The organism is Mycobacterium sp. ZZG (genome assembly GCF_054786995.1).
The window spans coordinates 15,339-32,280 of the sequence record NZ_JBTBFV010000037.1; the positions used below are offsets into that span (position 1 = coordinate 15,339).

The following is a 16,942-nucleotide window of genomic DNA, read 5'->3' on the forward strand; positions in this document are numbered from 1 at the left end:
CGTTACAGCTGCGGCGTCAGATCGAACGACGTGATGGTCGACATCCGGGTGATGCGCCAGTCGCCGCCGTCGCGCTGCATGGTCAGCCGGTAGGAGAGGTAGCGCAGCGACGGGATGTTCTTGGTCACCGGGCTGGTGGCCACCGAGTTCGTGTAGACCAGTGCGGTGGCCTCGGTCGGAATCGACTGCGGGGAAATCGATTCCACGGCCGCACCCATCACCTCGGTGGTGTTGGTGACCTGGGCCTGTTTGTTCGGTTCGACGATCGCGTCGATGTAGCGGCGGTACTCCGCGGCGAAATCACCGGACAGGAACACCGAGGCCCGGTCGGCGAGGGTGGCCATGTCGTCAGGGCTGTAGGTCCACAGCGTGGTGATCGCATCGGTCGCCGTGCGCGCGATGGTCAGCTTGGTCTCATACAGCGCCTGCTCGGACAGGTACGGCTGCACCGTGGCCGCGGCGAACCCGGTGGCGCCGACGAATACGACCGAGGCGGCTGCCGCCGCGATCAGCGCGCGGCGGCCGGCCGGCCGGTGCGGTACCAGCACCACGTCACCGGGCTGAGTGTCCGGCGAGGCTTCGGGCTGGGGCTCGGCGTCGGGCGCCGGCTCGATCTCGGACGGCGCGTCAGTGGCGTCGGTGTCGGGCTCGGGCGCTGATTCGGCTTGCGCCGGTTGCGGTTTCACTGTTCTGCGCGCCTTACCGACGGGCGTCCTCGGCGCCTCTGCGGCAGGCGATTCCACAGCAGCCGCCTCGGTGGCAGGCGATTCCTGTCCGGCGGGCTGCCGGGCCTTCGGCTTGCGGCCGAAGAAGCGTCGCCGTGACGGCTGCGCGAGGTCCCCGGTGGTCAGATCACCTGAACCAGGTTGCTGATCTTCCACTGCTGTCCCTCCTTGATCGTCGTTGCGACCCAACGGCTTCCGCTTTCGACCGTCGACTTCCCGTCCGGGCTCTTCGAGGTGACCTTGGTCGCGATCAGCACGTCGGCGCTTCCGTCGTCGTTCCAGCGCTGCACTCCCGCGGCCAGCACCTCACCGGTGCTCGGCTCCGACCGGGCCACCTGCACCAGGATCTCGTTGAGCCGGTCTGCGAAGTTCTTGGCGAACTCGCCGGTGGCCTGGGCGGCGACGCGATCGGCGTAGTCGTTGGCGTTGAACGGGTCCAGGCTGGTGTACATCACCATGAACTCGCTGGTGTAACCCAGCGCCGAGGCCTCGTTGACCGCCTCCCGGCGGTCGTCGAGCTGGCGGACGAGCATGAACGTGGCGGCGGCGATGGCCGCGACCACGACCAGCGCGGCAAGTACTGACACCAGCGGAAGCCCCCACCGGACAGGCGCTTTGGGTTCGAGGCGGAAATAGTCGTCGGCGACGGTGCGCTCGGCGGCTCCGCCGTCGTGATCGTCGGCGTCGGCGGCGATCCTGCGTACCGGGCTCACTGGCCCGGCACATTCATCAGCGGCTTCTTCAGCACGGTCAGGTTCGCCACCTTCCACTGTCCGTCGCTCGACTTCTCGAAGTCGACCCGGACCGTCGCGGTGATGAACTTCATGTCCTCGGGATTGTTGCCGCGCTGCCCCTGCATCGCCAACAGCATCGACACCCGCCCCGCGGTGACAGGGGGATCGGTCAGCACCGCACTGCTGACGGCCCAGTACTCGTTGCTGGTCGCGCCGCCGCCCTGCACCGCCTGCTGCTGGGCGATCAGCTGCGGCCGGTACCCGTCGGTGGTCAGCGCCTGCGCCCTGGCGAAGTCATCGATCATGGTGTCCGCGCCGTAGCTCAGCATCTGCTCGACAATGCGCGGTCCCTGCGCGGCGACCTGCTCCCGGGCGGTGTCCAGCGCCCGTTCCTGGCGGTACAGCACCGCATAACCCAGACCTGCCACCGCGACCGACACCGCGGCCGACGCGACCAGGATCGTGGCCACCAGCCGGCGCATGTCGCGGTGCGGCCGCTCGACGCGAAGAACCTGGGTTCGCGCCAGCAGATCGGCGAAGGTGCGCCGCCGCCGGTCCCACAGCGGCCACAACCAACCGATGCACAGCGCGGCGGTGTCCAGCAGATGCGCGACCTCGCGCGCGGCCAGCCGCGAAACCCCTACGGCGCCGCCGTCGGGGCCGCGCACCGCGATACCGAACAGCGCCCGCCCCAGCGTCCATCCTCTGAGCGCCGGCCACACCACCCGGTTGACCACCATCAACACGAACGCCAGCGCGGCGACGGCGGTGAACACCCACCGGGCCCAGCCGTCGGACGGCGCGGTCAACGCCAGCAGCGCGCCCGTGGCCATCACGCCGAGCGCGGGCAGCGTGTCGACCGCCAGCGCACCCGCCCGGGCCGGCCACGAGGCCAGCGGCACCTGCGCGGTCGGTTCCTGCGCGGGGACGGTCGGGGTCGTGTTCAGCACCGCCGTCACGAGTTGACCTGGTCCAGCCTGGAGATCCGGTAGCGCCCCTCGTCGAACGCCATCGTCGCGCGCAGCCGGTACCCGACCCGCTGGTCGGCGGCTTCGGAGTTGGAGATCCTGACGCGCACCGCGACCAGCACGTTGACCGTGCCGTCGTCGTTGCGCCGCTCGACGGCGGCCCGCAGGTCGTCGACCGCGACCGTCGCGTTGGCCGCCTGATACGCCTCGGCGATCACGCTGCCGAACAACCCGGCCTGCACCCCGAACTCACCGGTGGAGCACTCCAGGATCCTGGACTGCGCGGCCGTCATCGCGGCGGTGTCCGGCGCCTGGGTGGCCGCGACACACTCCTTGGCGGCCTGCAGCGCGGCCTCGTCGGAGCGTGCGATCTCGGCAGCGCGTTCATTGGCACGCAGCGCCAGCACACCTGCGGCGATGCCGCCGCCGGCGAGCAGCAGCAGCACCACGCAGATCGTCGCAGCCCAACCGTTGCCCAGCCGCGACGGCCTGCGGAGCTCGGCCGAGGACTGCTCCTGGGGTGACGCGTCGACAACGGTGCCGGTTCCGGGGTCGGGGATCAGCCGGCTGGTGCCAGCATCTCCTTCCATCCGTCGTCTCCTGGGTTGCTCGAATTGCTCACGTTGTACCTGACACCGTCAGGCCCCACCACCTCGCCACTGCTCGGGCTGTACCCAGCGGTGGTGCCGGGCGGCCCCTGCGCAGGAGTGTAGGTGCACGGGTTGGGTTGTTGACCGCTGCACCTGACCGTACCCGAGCCCGGCCGGCTGACCGGATCGCTGCTCGGCGCGGCCGACTGCGGTGGGGGCAGTTGATCGGCAGGCAGCGGGTTCATCCCGTTGTTCACCGACGGCGCCGGGATCACCTGCCCCGGGGCCACCCGCTGGTCGCACCGCGCACCGGGGGCCGGGCACGGCAGGATCTGGTTCGGGTCGCCGTACCAGGGGTTGGTGCCCAGCGGCACGTAGGGCTCGTCGCTGCGGCACTCCTTCGGCGTCGCCGCCCGCTTGCCCGGCACGTCGGCGCACGGGTAGTTGCGGGCGCCGCGCACCACGTTGCCCTGGAAGTCCTTCGGGATCTTGCAGTAGGTGCCGGACGGCAGCGGCGCCGTGCTGGTGTCGGCCGGCGAGCGCCATTCCGAGGCCGGCAGGAAGCCGGTCAGACACGGCGGCGGCTGGTTGATCGACAGACCGAAGTGGAGCAGACCGCCGTCCTCGAAGATCGATCCCATCTGCAGCAGGGACCCGCCCTGCGGGTAGATCACCAGCGTCTGCTCGATGCCCTTGTTGTACCGCTTGAGCATGTCGTTGACCACGGCCAGATTCGCCAGCGTCTGGGGCAGCGAATCCCGCACGTCGCTGAACACCGTGGTCACCTGATCCAGGGTGGGCGCGGCCTGCTGCAGGCCGCTGCGCAGCGCGGGATCCTGCTCGGCGGCCTGGGCGGCGATGACGTTGAGGTTGCGCGACCACTGCTCGATCGCGTCTCCGGAGGTCACCTGGCTCTCCAGGATCGGGGCGGCGTTGTTGATGATGTCGTTGACCTGGGGCAGGTTGTCGCGGAACCCCTCGGCGACGTTCGTCGTCGAGTCGACGAGCCGCTGCAGCGCGGGACCCAGCCCGCCGACCGCGGTCGCCGTCTCGGTGAGCAGCGCGTCGATCTTCTCCTTCGGCAGCACCGCCAAGCCCTTGTTGGCGGCGTCCAGCGCCGGACCCACCTCGGCCGGGACCGAGCTCTCGGTGATGGTCTGGCCGGGGCTGAGGTACTGGTCGGTGCCACTCTCGGAGACCAGGTCCAGGTACTGCTCACCGATCGCCGACACCGAGTGCACGTTGGCGCTTACATCGGCGGGAATCTTGTACTCGTTGCCGATGCTCATCGTCACCCGCGCGCCGGTCTCGGTCGGCTCGACCTCGGTGACCTTGCCGATCTGGGTGCCGCGGTAGGTGACGTTGCCGGTCGGGTACAGGCCGCCGGAGCGCTCCAGCTGCGCGTACAGCTTGTACTCGCCGAGCCCGGCGAGGCTGGGCAGGCGCAGGTAGTAGATCCCGAGCACGCCCAGCGCGACCACGGTGAGGATCGTGAAGATGATCAGCTGGATCTTGACGAAGCGGGTCAGCATCGCTCACTCACTCCTCTCGATGAGAGGCCCGTTCGGCGCCGAGTTCGGGTTCGGTGTGAAGCGCACATCCGGGATCATCGTGTTCGGGTCACGACCCCACGCCTGCTCCAGCGCGCGCAGCATGCCCGAGACGCCGGTGCCGGAGAAGAACCCGTTGTCGATCGCCGACAACGTCAGATCGACCATCAGCGACACGTTGATGTAGTCGCCGCGGATCGCCTTGGGCACGTTCTCGATGCTGTAGGGCGCGGTGAGGAACACCTTCAGCGCGCCGAGCAGGTACGGCCCGGACTTGCCCAGCTCGCGCAGCGGCCGCTGCAGGTTGGCCAGATTGGTCCTGATGTCGTCGTTGGCCGGCTCGAGCGTGTCTACGGCGGCGTTGCTGATGCGGCCGAGCGATTCGACGGCGTCGGCGAACAGATCCCGGGTCTCCGCGAAATGCTGGATCAGCGGCGGGAACTCGGTCAGCACCGCGTCGAGGGTCTCGTTGCGCTGGGCGACGATCGACAGCAGCCGGTTCGTCGAGTCGATGGCCCGCGTGATGTCCGCGCGCTGCTGGTTCAGCTCGGCGGTGAACGTGTCGAGCTGGCCGAGGAAGGTCCTGATCTCATCGGCTCGGCCGTTGAGCACGTTGTAGACCTCGGTCTGGATCGTCTCCAGGTTCGCCACCCCACCGCCGGTCAGGATCGACGCGATGCTGGCCAGCACCCGCTCGGTGGTCGGGAACGCCGACGCGTTCTGCAGCGGGATCGTGTCGCCGGTCTCGAGCTTGCGCGGCGACGGGTCCGGCGGCAGGTCCAGCTGAACGTGCTGGGAACCGAGCAGGCTGGTCTGTCCGATCTTGGCCAGCGTGTTCTTCGGCAGCGCGATGTTCGGCTCCAGATCCAAGGTCAGGGTGGCGACCCAGTTCCGCAGCTCGATGGAACGCACCCGTCCGACGTAGACGTCGGCCACCCGCACCCGGCTGTTCACGTTCAGCGCGAGCGTGTCCGGCATCTGGACGTAGATGGTGGTGCGCTCCGAACCGGTGCCGGGTCCGCCCGGCAACGGCACATTCGAGATGCCCTTCCACGACCCGCACGACGTGAGCACGAGCGCGGCCGCCGACAGCGCCACGGAGCGGCGCACCAGTGTGGTCCACTTCTTCATCGCGATCAGCCTCCTGCCTCGGCCGGCAACAGCGGACCGGACGGCGCTGCGGGCGCGGGCGCCGCCGGCGCGGCCGGGGCGCTCACCGGAGCCGGATTGCCCGGGACGACACCGGGTGCGGGCGCCGGCGGCGGGCCGGGCTGCGGGTACCACGGCGGCGGCAGCGGGTTGTTTTGGTCGAACGCGTTCGGCGGGCCGGGCAGGTTGCCGCCGCGGGTGGTGCCGAACGCCGGCGGAGCCGGCGGCGGCACGATGTCCGGGCCGCCCATCAGCTCGGCGAGCGACTCCGGGGTCAGCATGTTCTTGGTGAACGGCTGCACCTCGACGCCCTGCATGCCGGGAGCGACGATCCAGCCGGGCTCGTGGTTGCCGTGCGAGAACAAGGTGTCGCGCGAGAAGATGCCCGGCACGGTGGTGTCCTTGTATCCCGGCGGCGGGCGCAGTCGCTCCTCGGAGTAGGCGATCTGCTTGGGCAGCGTCATCGCCGTCTGCAGCTGATTCGCGCCGAACGGCAGGTAGTTGAACTTGATCGAGTCGAGGATCGGCCCGAGGTACTGCGCGCACAGCTCCGCCGAATCCTGGTAGCCCAGCCTGCTGCCCGCCTGGATCGCGCTGCACAGGAACTGCATCGGGTTGGCGAAGTTCGAGATCACCGGCAAGGTCACGATGCCGCCGGCGTTCGGCGATGAGATGTTCATCAGGTTCGCGGCCACGTTCGGGTACGCGTGCAGCGCGGTCTCCAAGCCGTCACGCGGCTCGGGCTGCAGGATCGCGTTGGTCACATCGGCCAGGTTCTGCACGTCGTGCGCCAGCACCTCACCGTTCTCGTTGACGAAATTCCTTGTGGTGGTGAGCAATTCGTTCAGATCCTGCAGCGCGTTGGCCACCTCGCGGTCGGTGTCGGTGAACGCGCTGGTGAACTGCGCGAGGTCGTTGTTCAGCGCGACGAACTGCTGATCGCTGCGATGCAGCGCGTTGACGAACATCGCCAGGCTCTTGATCACGCTGAAGAAGTCCCCGCGGCCCTCGTTGAGCGCGAACAGCGCCTCCGACAGGTTGTTCAGGGTCTTGTTCAGCTGTTCACCCTTGCCGGCGAAGCCGTCGGCCGCCGACTCGATGATGTCGCCGAACGGGCCCTTCGGCTGTTGGGGGGTCGGGCCCAGATCAGTCAGCAACCTGCTGATCGAGTCGCGCAGATCGTCGTACTCGACCGGCACCTGGGTGCGGTCGAGGTCGAGCACGGCGCCGTCTTCGAGCACCGGGCCGCCGGTGTAGGGCGGGGACAGCTGGATCGTGCGCGACGCCACCAGGCTCGGGTTCAGGATCGACGCGGTCGCATCCTGGGGCACCTTGTACTTGTTCTCGTAGTGGAAGGTGACCTTCATCTTGTCGCCGGCGGGCTCGATCTTGTCGATCGTCCCGACCTGCACGCCCATGATCTGGACCTTGTCACCGGGATAGATCGCCAGCGTCTGGGTGAAGTACGCGATCGCGGTCTTGGTAGTCGCCTTCTTGTACAGGTTCCAGCCGAGGATCGCCAGGACGACGACGAGGACGATCACGATCGCGCCGATGATGAACGTGCGGGCCGCTGCGGGTCCCTTGAGGTTTCGGACGTTGAAGACTGTCGACATCGTTTCTCGACCCCCTACCCTTGCGATCCCGGTGGGAGGAACGGCGGATTACCTGGCAGCACCGGCTGGCCCGCGGGGGCGGGAGCCGGGCCGGGCCCGGGTGGTGGCGGCGGTCCGGTCAGGGCCGGCGGCAGCGGCGCGATGCCGGGGGTGAAGTCCGGCGGCGACGGCTGCGGTTCCAGCGGCACGGTGCGTGCCCCCGGCGGCGCGGGCGGCAGCGGAGGCCGCACCCCCGGGACGTCGGGGGACAGCTGGCCGGGGATCGCCGCGGCCGGAACACCCGGAGACGGTTGCGGCCCATGGATGTTCGGTTCCGACGTGGCGACGTTCGGCGGTGGGTACCCGCCGGGCACCGGACCGTACGGCCCCTGGGTCAGACCCGCGCACGGCAGCGGGTTGCCCGGTGTCGGCAGGCCGTCGGCGGGCGGGGTGTACGAGCACGGGGATCCCGGCGGCACCGCCGGCCCCGGGTTCTCCGGGGTTCCCTCGATCGGCGTCGGGGCGGGCGGCGGGGCGCCGTTCTCGAAACCGACACCGTTGGGGTCGGGGAACCGGAACGCGGGCAGGCCGGCGTTGCGCCAGAACTCCTGCGGGTCGATTCCGCGCTTCTTGAACGCGGCGTCGACGAACGGCTGCAGGATCCAGTACGGCGCCAGGTTGACCAGCATGACCTTGAAGTACGGGCCCGAGGCGAGCGCCTCACCTAGCGACACCATGAACTTCGACAGCGACGACAGCGTGTCGGCGAGGTCGAGCTTGCGCTCGGCCAGCACGTCGGTGATCACCCGCAGCTGCTCGAGCACACGGTTGAGGTTCGGGTTGTCGTCGATGAAGCCCTTCACCTGGGCCGAGAACGTGTCGACGTTTTCGAGCAGCCGGCTCACCGCGTAGTTGCGCTCGTTGATCGCGGCCAGCAGTGTCTGCCCGTTGACGAACAGCTGGTTGATCTGTTCGCTGCGGTTGCCGAGGACCCCGGCCACCTTGTTGGCGCTGGCCAGCAACTGCTTGATCTGGTCGTCGCGCTTGCCGATCGTGTCGGAGAACCGGGCCACCCCGTCGAGCGCCGCGCTCAGGTGCGGATAGGTCTGGTCGATGGTCTCAGACAGCACGTTCAGTGAATCGCGGACCGTCTCGGTGTCCCAGCCGGCGGTGTTGTTGCTCACGTCGAAGAACGCGTCGTAGATCTGGTACGGCGTGGTGGTCTGCCCGACCGGCAGTACATCGTTGGCGCGCAACGGCTCTGACCCACGCGGCTCGATCTCCAGGTTGCGCCGGCCCAGGATCGTGTCGGTGCGGATGGCCGCCCGGCTCTCGGTACCGATCTCGGTCCCGCCCAGGTTGTAGCCGATCCGCACCCGGTCGCCGTCGATCTCCAGTGAGCGCACCGTGCCGACGTCCACACCGGCGATCCTGACCTTGTCGCCGGTGTTGATGCCACCGGTGTCGGTGAACTCGGCGTAGTAGGTGGGTGTGGCGAACAGCATCGGCACGCTCGCGAAGCTCTGACCCACGCCGATGACGATGACCAGGATGATGATGCCCATCAACCCGCCGCGGATGCGGTTGGAACCCTCCAGGACTCTCATTTCGGCGTGCACCTACCCGAGGGCTGGCTCCAGACCTTCACCGTGCGGACCGGCCCGCCCGGCTGTAATCCGTTGAGCTTCAAGGTCACATCGCAGGCGTAGAAGTTGAAGAAGTCACCGTACACACCGCCCGACCGGCCGATGATGGCCAGCGCGTCGGGGATCTGCACCAGCAGGTCGTTGAGCTGGTCGCGCTGGTCGACCAGGGGCTGGTTCAGGATCTCCAGCTTGCTGACCGTGCTCTGCAGCAGCGGCCGGTTGTCGGCCAGCAGGTCGCTGATCGTGCCGGCGGCGTCGCTGATGTCGGCCACCGAGCCGGCGATCGGATCCGCACGGTTCTTCAGTCCGGTGATGAGCACCTCGAAGTTCTTCACCGTGTCGTCGAATTCCTGCTGGTGGCGCACCGTGGTGTCCAGCACCGTGTTGAGGTTGTTGATCACCTCGCCGATGGCCTGGTCCCGGTCGGCCAGCGCCGCGGTCAGCGACGCCGTCTGGTCGAGGATGTCGTTGATGGTGCCGCCCTGCCCTTGGAAGACCGTGATGATCGACTGCGCGATGGTGTTGACCTTCTCCGGCTCCAGGGACTGGAACACCGGGCGGAAGCCGCCGATCAGCGCATCCAGATCGAGCGCCGGCTGGGTCCGCTCGATCGGGATCGTCCCGCCCGCAGCCATTCTGGTGTTGCTCTCACCGCGTGACAGCTCCAGATAACGGTCGCCGATCAGGTTCAGGTACCGGATCGAGGCCCTGGTCTCGTCGAACAGCTCCAGAGACCGGTCCACGCTGAAGTCGACCTTGACCTTGGAGCCGTTCTCGATCAGCTCGACACCCTTGACCTTGCCGACTTCAACGCCCGAGGCGCGGACGAACTGCCCGGGCCGCAGACCGCTGGCGCTGGAGAAGACCGCCGAGTAGCCGGTGGTGCGGTCGAAGCGCATCTGGCCGAAGACCAAGATGATGATCGCGGTGAACATGAGCAGCACCAGCGAGAAGGCGCCGAGTTTGATCGCTGTACCGGTGATTTTCATGGGTTGATCGTGTGCTCCCCGACTTGGCGTCCCCAGACGTACTCGGTGAGCAGCGGTTGGCCGAGTTCCATGTGGTTGTAGGGGGCGATCGACGCGCCGGTGTCGAGCACCAGGAACGGCGCCGGCCACAGGTCCCGGGTGATGGGCTGCCAGCAGCCCGGCCGTCCGCCCGGACCGCCCTTGGCGTTGACGCGGGGCAGGTTATCCGGATAGACGTACGCGTTGCCCGCACCCAGACCCAGGATCTGCGAGTGCGTCTTCAGCGAGTAGCCGTTGCCGCCCAGCGCAGCGCTGATCTTCGGTTCGACGTCGTGATAGTTGCGGAACATGCAGAAGAACGACGGGCTGTACTTGTCCAGCAGCGCCGAGGTCGGCACCAGGTCCGCGGCGCCGCGGACCAGGAACGGCGCGCTGCGCTCGAAGACGTCGCCGCCGGTGTTGCCGAATCCGACGGCGGCCATCAGTGCCTGGTCGACGTCACCGCGCTGCGCGTTGAGGGTGCGGGCGGTGGTCACCGCGTTCTGCAGGCCGTCGAACAGGTCCGGTGCGGCATCGGCGTAGACCTCGCCGAGGTCGGCCAGCAGCTGGTTGTCGCGGCGGATCTGCGGCATCTGCGGATTGATGTCGGCGAGGATCTCGTTGCCGTTGACGATCGACTGGCCGAACCGGTCGCCGAGCCCGTCGAGAGCCTGCGCGGTCGCGGTCAGCGTCTGGTTCAGCTTGATCGGATCGACCTGGCCGGCCACCTCGACGACGGTCTCGAACAGGGTGTTGAACTCGGTCGTCACCGACGTGACGTCGATGACGTCGGACGGCGAGATCCGTTCCGACTGCGGGTTCGGCGGCGTCGTGAACGACACGTACTTGTTGCCGAACACCGTGGTGGCGCTGATGTTCGCGTCGACGTTGCGCGGGATCAGGTCGAGGTACTTCGGGTCGACCTCAAGGAGGATCTTGGCGCGGGGCTCCCCGTCGACGGTCGTGGCGTCGACGTTGCCGACCCGGCCGATCTGGACGCCGTTGTAGGTGACCTTCGCGCCCGGGTCCATCGACAGGCCGGAGCGGGCGGAGATCATCGTCAGCTGCGTGCGGGGCAGGAACTCGCCGCGGAACTGCAGGTACACCAGCACCACCGCGATGACGGCGAGCAGTGCCAGTATCGCGCCGGCGAGCTTGTACGGCGGCTGACGTCGGGTGTTCACGGGTGCAGTCATCGCGCTACACCGTCAGGTTGAAGTTCGGGTCGACGCCGTAGAGCGCCAACGAGGCCAGCAGCACCACGACCACGATCGCGACCAGCGACGCGCGCATCGACCGTCCCACGGCCTCGCCGACGCCGACCGGGCCGCCGCTGGCGTAGAAGCCGTAGTAACAGTGGTTGAGCATCACGATCACCGAGATGATGACGGCCTGGATGAACGACCAGAACACGTCGTCGGGGCGCAGGAACGTGCGGAAGTAGTGCTCGTAGGTACCGACGGACTGTCCGTAGAACACCGTCGTGGTCACCTGGGCCGACAGGAACGACATGATGATCGCCATCGCGTAGAGCGGGATGATGACGACGAAGCCGGCCATGATGCGCGTCGACACCAGGTACGAGATCGACTTGATGCCCATCACCTCGAGCGCGTCGATCTCCTCGCTGATGCGCATGGCGCCGAGTTCCGCGGTGGCGCCGGCGCCGACCGTCGCGGCCAGCGCCTGCCCGGCCACCACCGGCGCGGCGATGCGCACGTTGATCAGCGCGGCGAAGAACCCGGTGAACGCCTCCACCCCGATGTTGCCCAGCGACGCGAAGCCCTGGATCGCGACCAGCGACGAGCCCGACAACGTCACGAAGCCGACGATCGCGACGGTGCCACCGATCACCGCCATCGCGCCGGTGCCCATGCCGATCTCGGCGATCAGCCGCAACATCTCGCGGCGGTAGTAGCGCAGCGCGTGCCCTATCGAGCCGATCGCGGTGATGACGAACACCGCGACGTGGCCCATCGAATCGAGGCCGCGGGCCGGGGCGCCGGCCAGTTTCTCGGCAGTGGCGACCCCGCGGGGGAAGCGGGAGCGCAGGACTGCGGCGGTGTTCGTCACGTCAGCTCCCCGTTCCGAATCGGACACCGATGGTGGTCAGCACGACGTTGACCGCGAAGAGCGCGATCACGCACAGCACCAGGGTCTCGTTGACCGCGGTGCCCACGCCCTTGGCGCCGCCGGCGACGGTCAGCCCGCGGTAGCAGCCCACCAGGCCGGCGATCAGGCCGAACGTGGCGGCTTTGATGATCGAGATGAGCACCTCGGGCAGGCCGGTGATCAGGGTCAGCGTCGAGACGTAGGCGCCGGCGGAGACGTTCTGCAGGTAGACGCCGAAGATGAAGCCGCCGACCAGGCCGACGGTGATCACCGCGCCGTTGAGCAGGATCGCGACGAACGTCGACGCGATCACGCGGGGCACCACGAGCCGGTGGATCGGGTCGATGCCGAGCACCTCGAGCGCGTCGATCTCCTCGCGGATCGTGCGGGCGCCCAGGTCGGCGCAGATCGCGGTCGAGCCGGCACCGGCCACCACGAGCACGGTCACCAGCGGTCCCAGCTGCGTGACCGCGCCGATGGCCGCGCCGGCGCCGGACACGTCGGCCGCGCCGAACTCGGCGAGCAGGATGTTCAGCGTGAAGATCAGCAGCACGGTCAGCGGGATCGACACCGCCAGCGTGGGCAGGAACGCCACCCGCATCAGGAACCAGCTCTGCAGGATGAACTCCCGCCACTGGAACGGCGGCCGCAGCGAGGCCTTTCCGACGAGCACGCACATGCGCACGAAGCCGCCGACGGCCTCCAACCCCGGTCTGACCTGATCGCGTACGTAACCCGTCAGGTTCGAACTGGTCGTCACCGAGCGGCTCCCGCGACGCACTGACAGCTGGCGTAGCGCACCGGCAGCATCTGTCGAACGCTCCCTTCCAGCCCCGTCCCCGATCTTGTGAGCACAGTCTCCCTACCGGTCGGTAGTAAGACAGGTCTCAGGACTGTACCCGATGGCGTGGGCGCCGCGTACCGCATCTGAGGGATTGACCCTCCATCCGTAAGCAAATGGTTCTCGCCGCCGCTAATCCCGCTGCGCCGCAGCTGAAATCGTTGGCGGAGTAGAACTTTCGCCGGCGTCAACAGATTCGCCCGCGCCGAAGCGTGCTCTCAGCTCCGTCTTGAGCACCTTACCGGCAGGGTTGCGCGGAAGCGCATCGATGATCTCTAGGGCCTTCGGGTGCTTGTAGCGCGCCAGCCGCTCGTTGAGGAACCCTTCCAGATCGGCCAGCGTCAGGCTCGTCTGCGTGGTTGTTCCCAGCGAACTCCGCAGCACCGCCACAGCAACGGGAACCTCACCCCACTTCTCGTGCGAGCGACCGATCACGGCGACCTCGACGATGTCGGGGTGCGCGGCCAGCACGTTCTCGACTTCCGCGCAGTAGATGTTCTCGCCGCCGGAGATGATCATGTCCTTTTTACGGTCGACGACCCAGATGTAACCTTCTTCGTCCTGACGGACCAGGTCACCGGAGTGGAACCAGCCTCCGGCGAACGCCTCGGCGGTGGCCTTGGGGTTGTTCCAGTAGCCCGCCATCAGCGTCGGCGCCCGGTAGACGATCTCGCCGACCTGCCCGACGGGCACGTCGTTCATGTTCTCGTCGACGATCCGCGCGGACACCGTCGGGATCACCCGGCCGACCGACCCGAGTTTGCGCAGCGCGTCGTCGCCCAGCAGCATGCAGGTCACCGGCGACATCTCGGTCTGGCCGAAGGCGGCCAGGATCTGCGCGCCCGGGAAGGTCTGGGCCATTTCCCGCAGCAGGGTGTCCGAGGCCGGCGCGGCGCCCCAGGACAGGAACCGGAGCTTGAGGTCGCGCGGCCTGGCTTTCTGCGCGGCGCACACCGCCTGCCACTGCGCAGGCACCAGGAAGATGCCGGTGACCTTCTCGGCCTCCAGCACGTCGAGCAGTTCGTTCGGGTCGAACGCGCCGACCGGGTAGAGCACGGTCGGCCTGCCGAGCAGCAGCCCGGAGACGATGCTGCCAACCCCCGCGATGTGGAAGAACGGCACCCCGATGAAGCCGATGTCGTGGTTGATGTCGGCGCCATTGGTGAACAGCAGCGTCATCACCTGCCCGGTCAGGTTGGTGTGCGTGAGCACCGCACCCTTGGGCCGTCCGGTGGTGCCGGAGGTGTACATGATCAGCGCGGGCGCGTCGTTCGGAATGTCCACCACCGGGCACGGCGCGGTCTCGGCCAGCACGTCGTCGTAGTCGAGGATGTCGTCGCCGGTGCCGCCTCCCGCGCTGATCACCGTGGCCAGTGTCGGATCGAGGTCACGGACCGCGGTCGCGACACCGGCGAGCACGGCTTCGGTGACGACGGCCTTGGCTTCGCAGTCGGAGACCAGGAACGCGATCTCGGCCGGCGTCATCCGGAAGTTCACCGGCACGGCGATGGCGCCGAGCTTGTTGGTGGCCAGGACCGCCTCGATGAACTCGGTCCGGTTCAGCATCAGGATCAGCACCCGGTCGCCGAAACCGACGCCGCGCTGATGCAGTGCGCCGGCGAGGTTGCTGACCCGGCGGTCCAGCTCAGCCCACGTGGTGGTGTGGCCCAGAAACCGCAACGCCGGCTGATCGGACTGCATCAGCGCATGCCGGGCGAGCTGATTGGTCCAGTTCTGCCGGCGTGCCAGGTAGGGCTGCTCGGTCTCGGGGCCGGGCTGTCGGATCGGTTCGGTCAACGTCCTCTGCTCCATCGACGACTTGCGGAAGATTGATATTTGATCAAACATGTTGTTGCCCCGGTCACACTAGGACCTCGGCGGCGACAGGACAACCTGTCCCGACAGCTGACCCCACGGGCCGGAAAGGCGACGACGCGATGAACGCTCCTGCCAGGACGCCCGGGGCGGGTGCGGTGCGGCGCGAGCAGCTCTCCGAACAGGTCGCCGCCCGGTTGCGCGCCGAGATCATGACCGGTGCGCTGCGTCCGGACACGTTCATCCGTCTCGACGAGACCGCGGCCCGCCTCGGGGTGAGCATCACCCCGGTGCGGGAGGCGCTGCGCACGCTGCGCGGCGAGGGCATGGTCGAGCTGGAGCCGCACCGGGGTCACCGGGTGGTGCCGCTGTCGCGCCGCGACATCGAGGACATCTTCTGGCTGCAGTCGACGATCGCGCAGGAACTCGCCGCGACCACCGCGCGCAGGATCACCGACGATCAGATCGACGAACTGGCCCGGCTGAACGACCGACTGGCCGCGGCGGTCGAATCGCGGGACGCCGACCGGGTGGCGGCGGCGGAGTTCGCGTTCCACCGCGCGTTCAACCGCGCCGGCGGCCGGATCAAGCTGGCGTGGTTTCTGCTGCACGCCGCCCGTTATCTGCCGCCGCAGCTGTTCGCCTCCGACGAGACGTGGGGGCCGGCGGCCGTCGCCAACCATGCGGAGCTCATCGAGGCCCTGCGCCGGCGGGATGTCCACACCGTCGTCGCCCTGACCCGCGGACAGTTCACCGACGGACTCGACCGGCTGATCGCATGGCTGGAACAGGTCGGCCTCTGGAGCTGACGCCGCGCGTTGTTCGGCGCGTCGGCTCCACCTGTTCCCTACGCTGTGCCCCCTGGACCTGCCGACCTCGTGGCCTCGTACGCCCCATCAGTCACACCTTTCCGCGAAACTCAGCACAAGTGCGAGTGGACCTCTGAGAAAAGCGGAAACATGGGACAGGTGTGGCCGCGGGTGGCGCGGTCCAGGTGGGGCCAGGCAGGCTAGGACGCCGCGAGTTGTTCGGCGCGCGCCTTCAGGTTGCCGGCCAGGTAGTCGAGCGCGTCTGCGATCACCTTCTTGACCATCGCGGCGGGGACGGCCATCTTCACCTCGACGTCGAGGTCGACGGTCAGCAGCGAGGTCGGCCCCATGGCCACCACCGAGAACCGCTGTTCCTGCTTGGAGAAGTGGTCACCCTGCTGCAGCATCGTGTAGATCTGATTCTCGCCCGGGTAGTACACCGCGGTGATGAACGTGCCGGACTGGCCCTGCACCACCACGTCGAGGCGGAGCTGGCTCGGCCGCCCGTCGTTATAGCGGGCGAGCACCCAGCAGCCCTTGATCTCCTCGTTCCACTCCGGGTACTTCTCGAAGTCCGCGACGATCGCCATGATCGTCTCGGCCGCGGCCGCGACCTCGACTGTCTTACTCACCAACGGCATCGGCAGAGCATAGCGAGTTGGGCCGGCCCCTCAGCTCCGCCTTGAGGTCCCACGCGTTGCGCACCGCGTTGCCGCCGAGGTCGTTGTTGAAGTACACATACACGTCCCGGCCCTGGGCGTCCCACTCGATGATCCGCTCGGCCCACCAGCGAAGGTCGGCAGGGCTGTAGGAACCGCCGTACATGTCGTTGGGATCGGGGCCGTGAAGGCGCACGTAGACGAACCTCGCGGTGGCCTTGAGGATGCATGGCAGCCCGGCCCCGCTCATCACCACATAGGCCGCGTCGTGCTTCTCGAGCAGTTCGTACACCGCCGGGTCGTCCCACGAGGGGTGCCGGAACTCCACGGCCACCGGGATCTGGCCGGGCATCGCGGCAAGGAAGTGCTCCAGCCGGGCGTCGTCACGCTCCAGCGCGGGATGCAACTGCACCAGCAGCGGCCCGGCGCGGTCACCGAGAGCTCGCCAGCCGCGCTCCAGCCGTTCGATCCACACCTCCGGTGACCGCAGCCGGCGCGCGTGGGTCAGTCCCCGCGCGGCCTTGACCGCCATCACGAAGCCCGGCGGCAGCTGATCGCGCCACCGCGTGAACTGCGCGTCCTGTGGCCAGCGGTAGAAGCTGCCGTTGAGTTCCACGGTGTCGAAGTGTGCGACGTACCGCTGAAGCCACCGCGTGGTCGGCAGCCCGGATTCGTAGAGCACGTTGCGCCAGTGGTTGTAGGCCCAGCCTGACGTGCCGATGCGGACGGTCACCAGCCCCGG

The 16,942-nt window shown here is 68.2% G+C and carries 16 protein-coding genes; 1 reads left to right on the forward strand and 15 read right to left on the reverse strand.

The window, feature by feature from the left end; all coding sequences use genetic code 11:
- Positions 1–2: 2 nt before the first annotated feature.
- The 13 genes from ACXMYJ_RS19320 to fadD5 form a co-directional block, all read right to left on the reverse strand.
- On the reverse strand, positions 3–881 hold the full coding sequence (locus ACXMYJ_RS19320) for a mammalian cell entry protein (RefSeq protein ID WP_460358508.1): 879 nt from the start codon (positions 879–881) through the stop codon (positions 3–5).
- A complete protein-coding gene (locus ACXMYJ_RS19325; RefSeq protein WP_460358511.1) occupies positions 848–1,438 on the reverse strand; it encodes a mammalian cell entry protein in 591 nt (196 codons plus the stop codon). Before ACXMYJ_RS19325 ends, ACXMYJ_RS19320 begins: the two co-directional genes overlap by 34 nt.
- Positions 1,435–2,418: an RDD family protein gene (locus ACXMYJ_RS19330; RefSeq protein ID WP_460358513.1), complete on the reverse strand. Its 984-nt coding sequence runs from the start codon at positions 2,416–2,418 to the stop codon at positions 1,435–1,437. Before ACXMYJ_RS19330 ends, ACXMYJ_RS19325 begins: the two co-directional genes overlap by 4 nt.
- Positions 2,415–3,017, reverse strand: a complete 603-nt coding sequence (locus ACXMYJ_RS19335) for a hypothetical protein (RefSeq protein WP_260756276.1) — start codon at positions 3,015–3,017, stop codon at positions 2,415–2,417. The genes ACXMYJ_RS19330 and ACXMYJ_RS19335 overlap by 4 nt, the downstream gene beginning before the upstream one ends.
- Positions 2,987–4,549: an MCE family protein gene (locus ACXMYJ_RS19340; RefSeq protein ID WP_260756275.1), complete on the reverse strand. Its 1,563-nt coding sequence runs from the start codon at positions 4,547–4,549 to the stop codon at positions 2,987–2,989. Before ACXMYJ_RS19340 ends, ACXMYJ_RS19335 begins: the two co-directional genes overlap by 31 nt.
- A gap of 3 nt (positions 4,550–4,552) precedes the next feature.
- The gene (locus ACXMYJ_RS19345) at positions 4,553–5,698 is read right to left on the reverse strand and encodes a virulence factor Mce family protein (protein WP_260756274.1); all 1,146 of its coding nucleotides are present in this window, start codon (positions 5,696–5,698) and stop codon (positions 4,553–4,555) included.
- 5 nt (positions 5,699–5,703) lie between these two features.
- Positions 5,704–7,332, reverse strand: coding sequence for a virulence factor Mce family protein (locus tag ACXMYJ_RS19350; RefSeq protein ID WP_460358517.1), 1,629 nt, complete (start codon positions 7,330–7,332; stop codon positions 5,704–5,706).
- 14 nt (positions 7,333–7,346) lie between these two features.
- Positions 7,347–8,918 (reverse strand): virulence factor Mce family protein, encoded by a 1,572-nt coding sequence (locus ACXMYJ_RS19355; RefSeq protein WP_460358519.1) that lies wholly within the window; start codon positions 8,916–8,918, stop codon positions 7,347–7,349.
- Entirely contained in the window at positions 8,915–9,946 is a 1,032-nt protein-coding gene (locus ACXMYJ_RS19360) for a virulence factor Mce family protein (protein WP_460358522.1), read from the reverse strand. The genes ACXMYJ_RS19355 and ACXMYJ_RS19360 overlap by 4 nt, the downstream gene beginning before the upstream one ends.
- Positions 9,943–11,160, reverse strand: coding sequence for an MCE family protein (locus tag ACXMYJ_RS19365; protein ID WP_460358525.1), 1,218 nt, complete (start codon positions 11,158–11,160; stop codon positions 9,943–9,945). Before ACXMYJ_RS19365 ends, ACXMYJ_RS19360 begins: the two co-directional genes overlap by 4 nt.
- A 4-nt stretch (positions 11,161–11,164) precedes the next feature.
- On the reverse strand, positions 11,165–12,037 hold the full coding sequence (locus ACXMYJ_RS19370) for an MlaE family ABC transporter permease (protein WP_260756268.1): 873 nt from the start codon (positions 12,035–12,037) through the stop codon (positions 11,165–11,167).
- 1 nt (position 12,038) lies between these two features.
- On the reverse strand, positions 12,039–12,836 hold the full coding sequence (locus ACXMYJ_RS19375) for an MlaE family ABC transporter permease (RefSeq protein WP_260756267.1): 798 nt from the start codon (positions 12,834–12,836) through the stop codon (positions 12,039–12,041).
- Positions 12,837–13,049: 213 nt separating this feature from the next.
- Positions 13,050–14,729 carry a fatty-acid--CoA ligase FadD5 gene (fadD5, locus tag ACXMYJ_RS19380; protein ID WP_460358528.1) on the reverse strand — a complete coding sequence of 560 codons (1,680 nt, stop codon included), beginning with the start codon at positions 14,727–14,729 and terminating at the stop codon, positions 13,050–13,052.
- A 125-nt stretch (positions 14,730–14,854) separates the two neighbouring features.
- On the opposite strand from fadD5, the gene ACXMYJ_RS19385 reads away from it, so the two are divergent.
- Positions 14,855–15,541, forward strand: a complete 687-nt coding sequence (locus tag ACXMYJ_RS19385; protein ID WP_260756265.1) for a GntR family transcriptional regulator — start codon at positions 14,855–14,857, stop codon at positions 15,539–15,541.
- Positions 15,542–15,741: 200 nt separating this feature from the next.
- Here ACXMYJ_RS19385 and ACXMYJ_RS19390 read toward each other — a convergent pair whose 3' ends face one another.
- Together ACXMYJ_RS19390 and ACXMYJ_RS19395 are read right to left on the reverse strand one after the other, a co-directional pair.
- On the reverse strand, positions 15,742–16,182 hold the full coding sequence (locus ACXMYJ_RS19390; protein WP_260756264.1) for an SRPBCC family protein: 441 nt from the start codon (positions 16,180–16,182) through the stop codon (positions 15,742–15,744).
- A complete protein-coding gene (locus tag ACXMYJ_RS19395; RefSeq protein ID WP_443187970.1) occupies positions 16,166–16,933 on the reverse strand; it encodes a DUF72 domain-containing protein in 768 nt (255 codons plus the stop codon). Before ACXMYJ_RS19395 ends, ACXMYJ_RS19390 begins: the two co-directional genes overlap by 17 nt.
- Positions 16,934–16,942 lie beyond the last annotated feature (9 nt).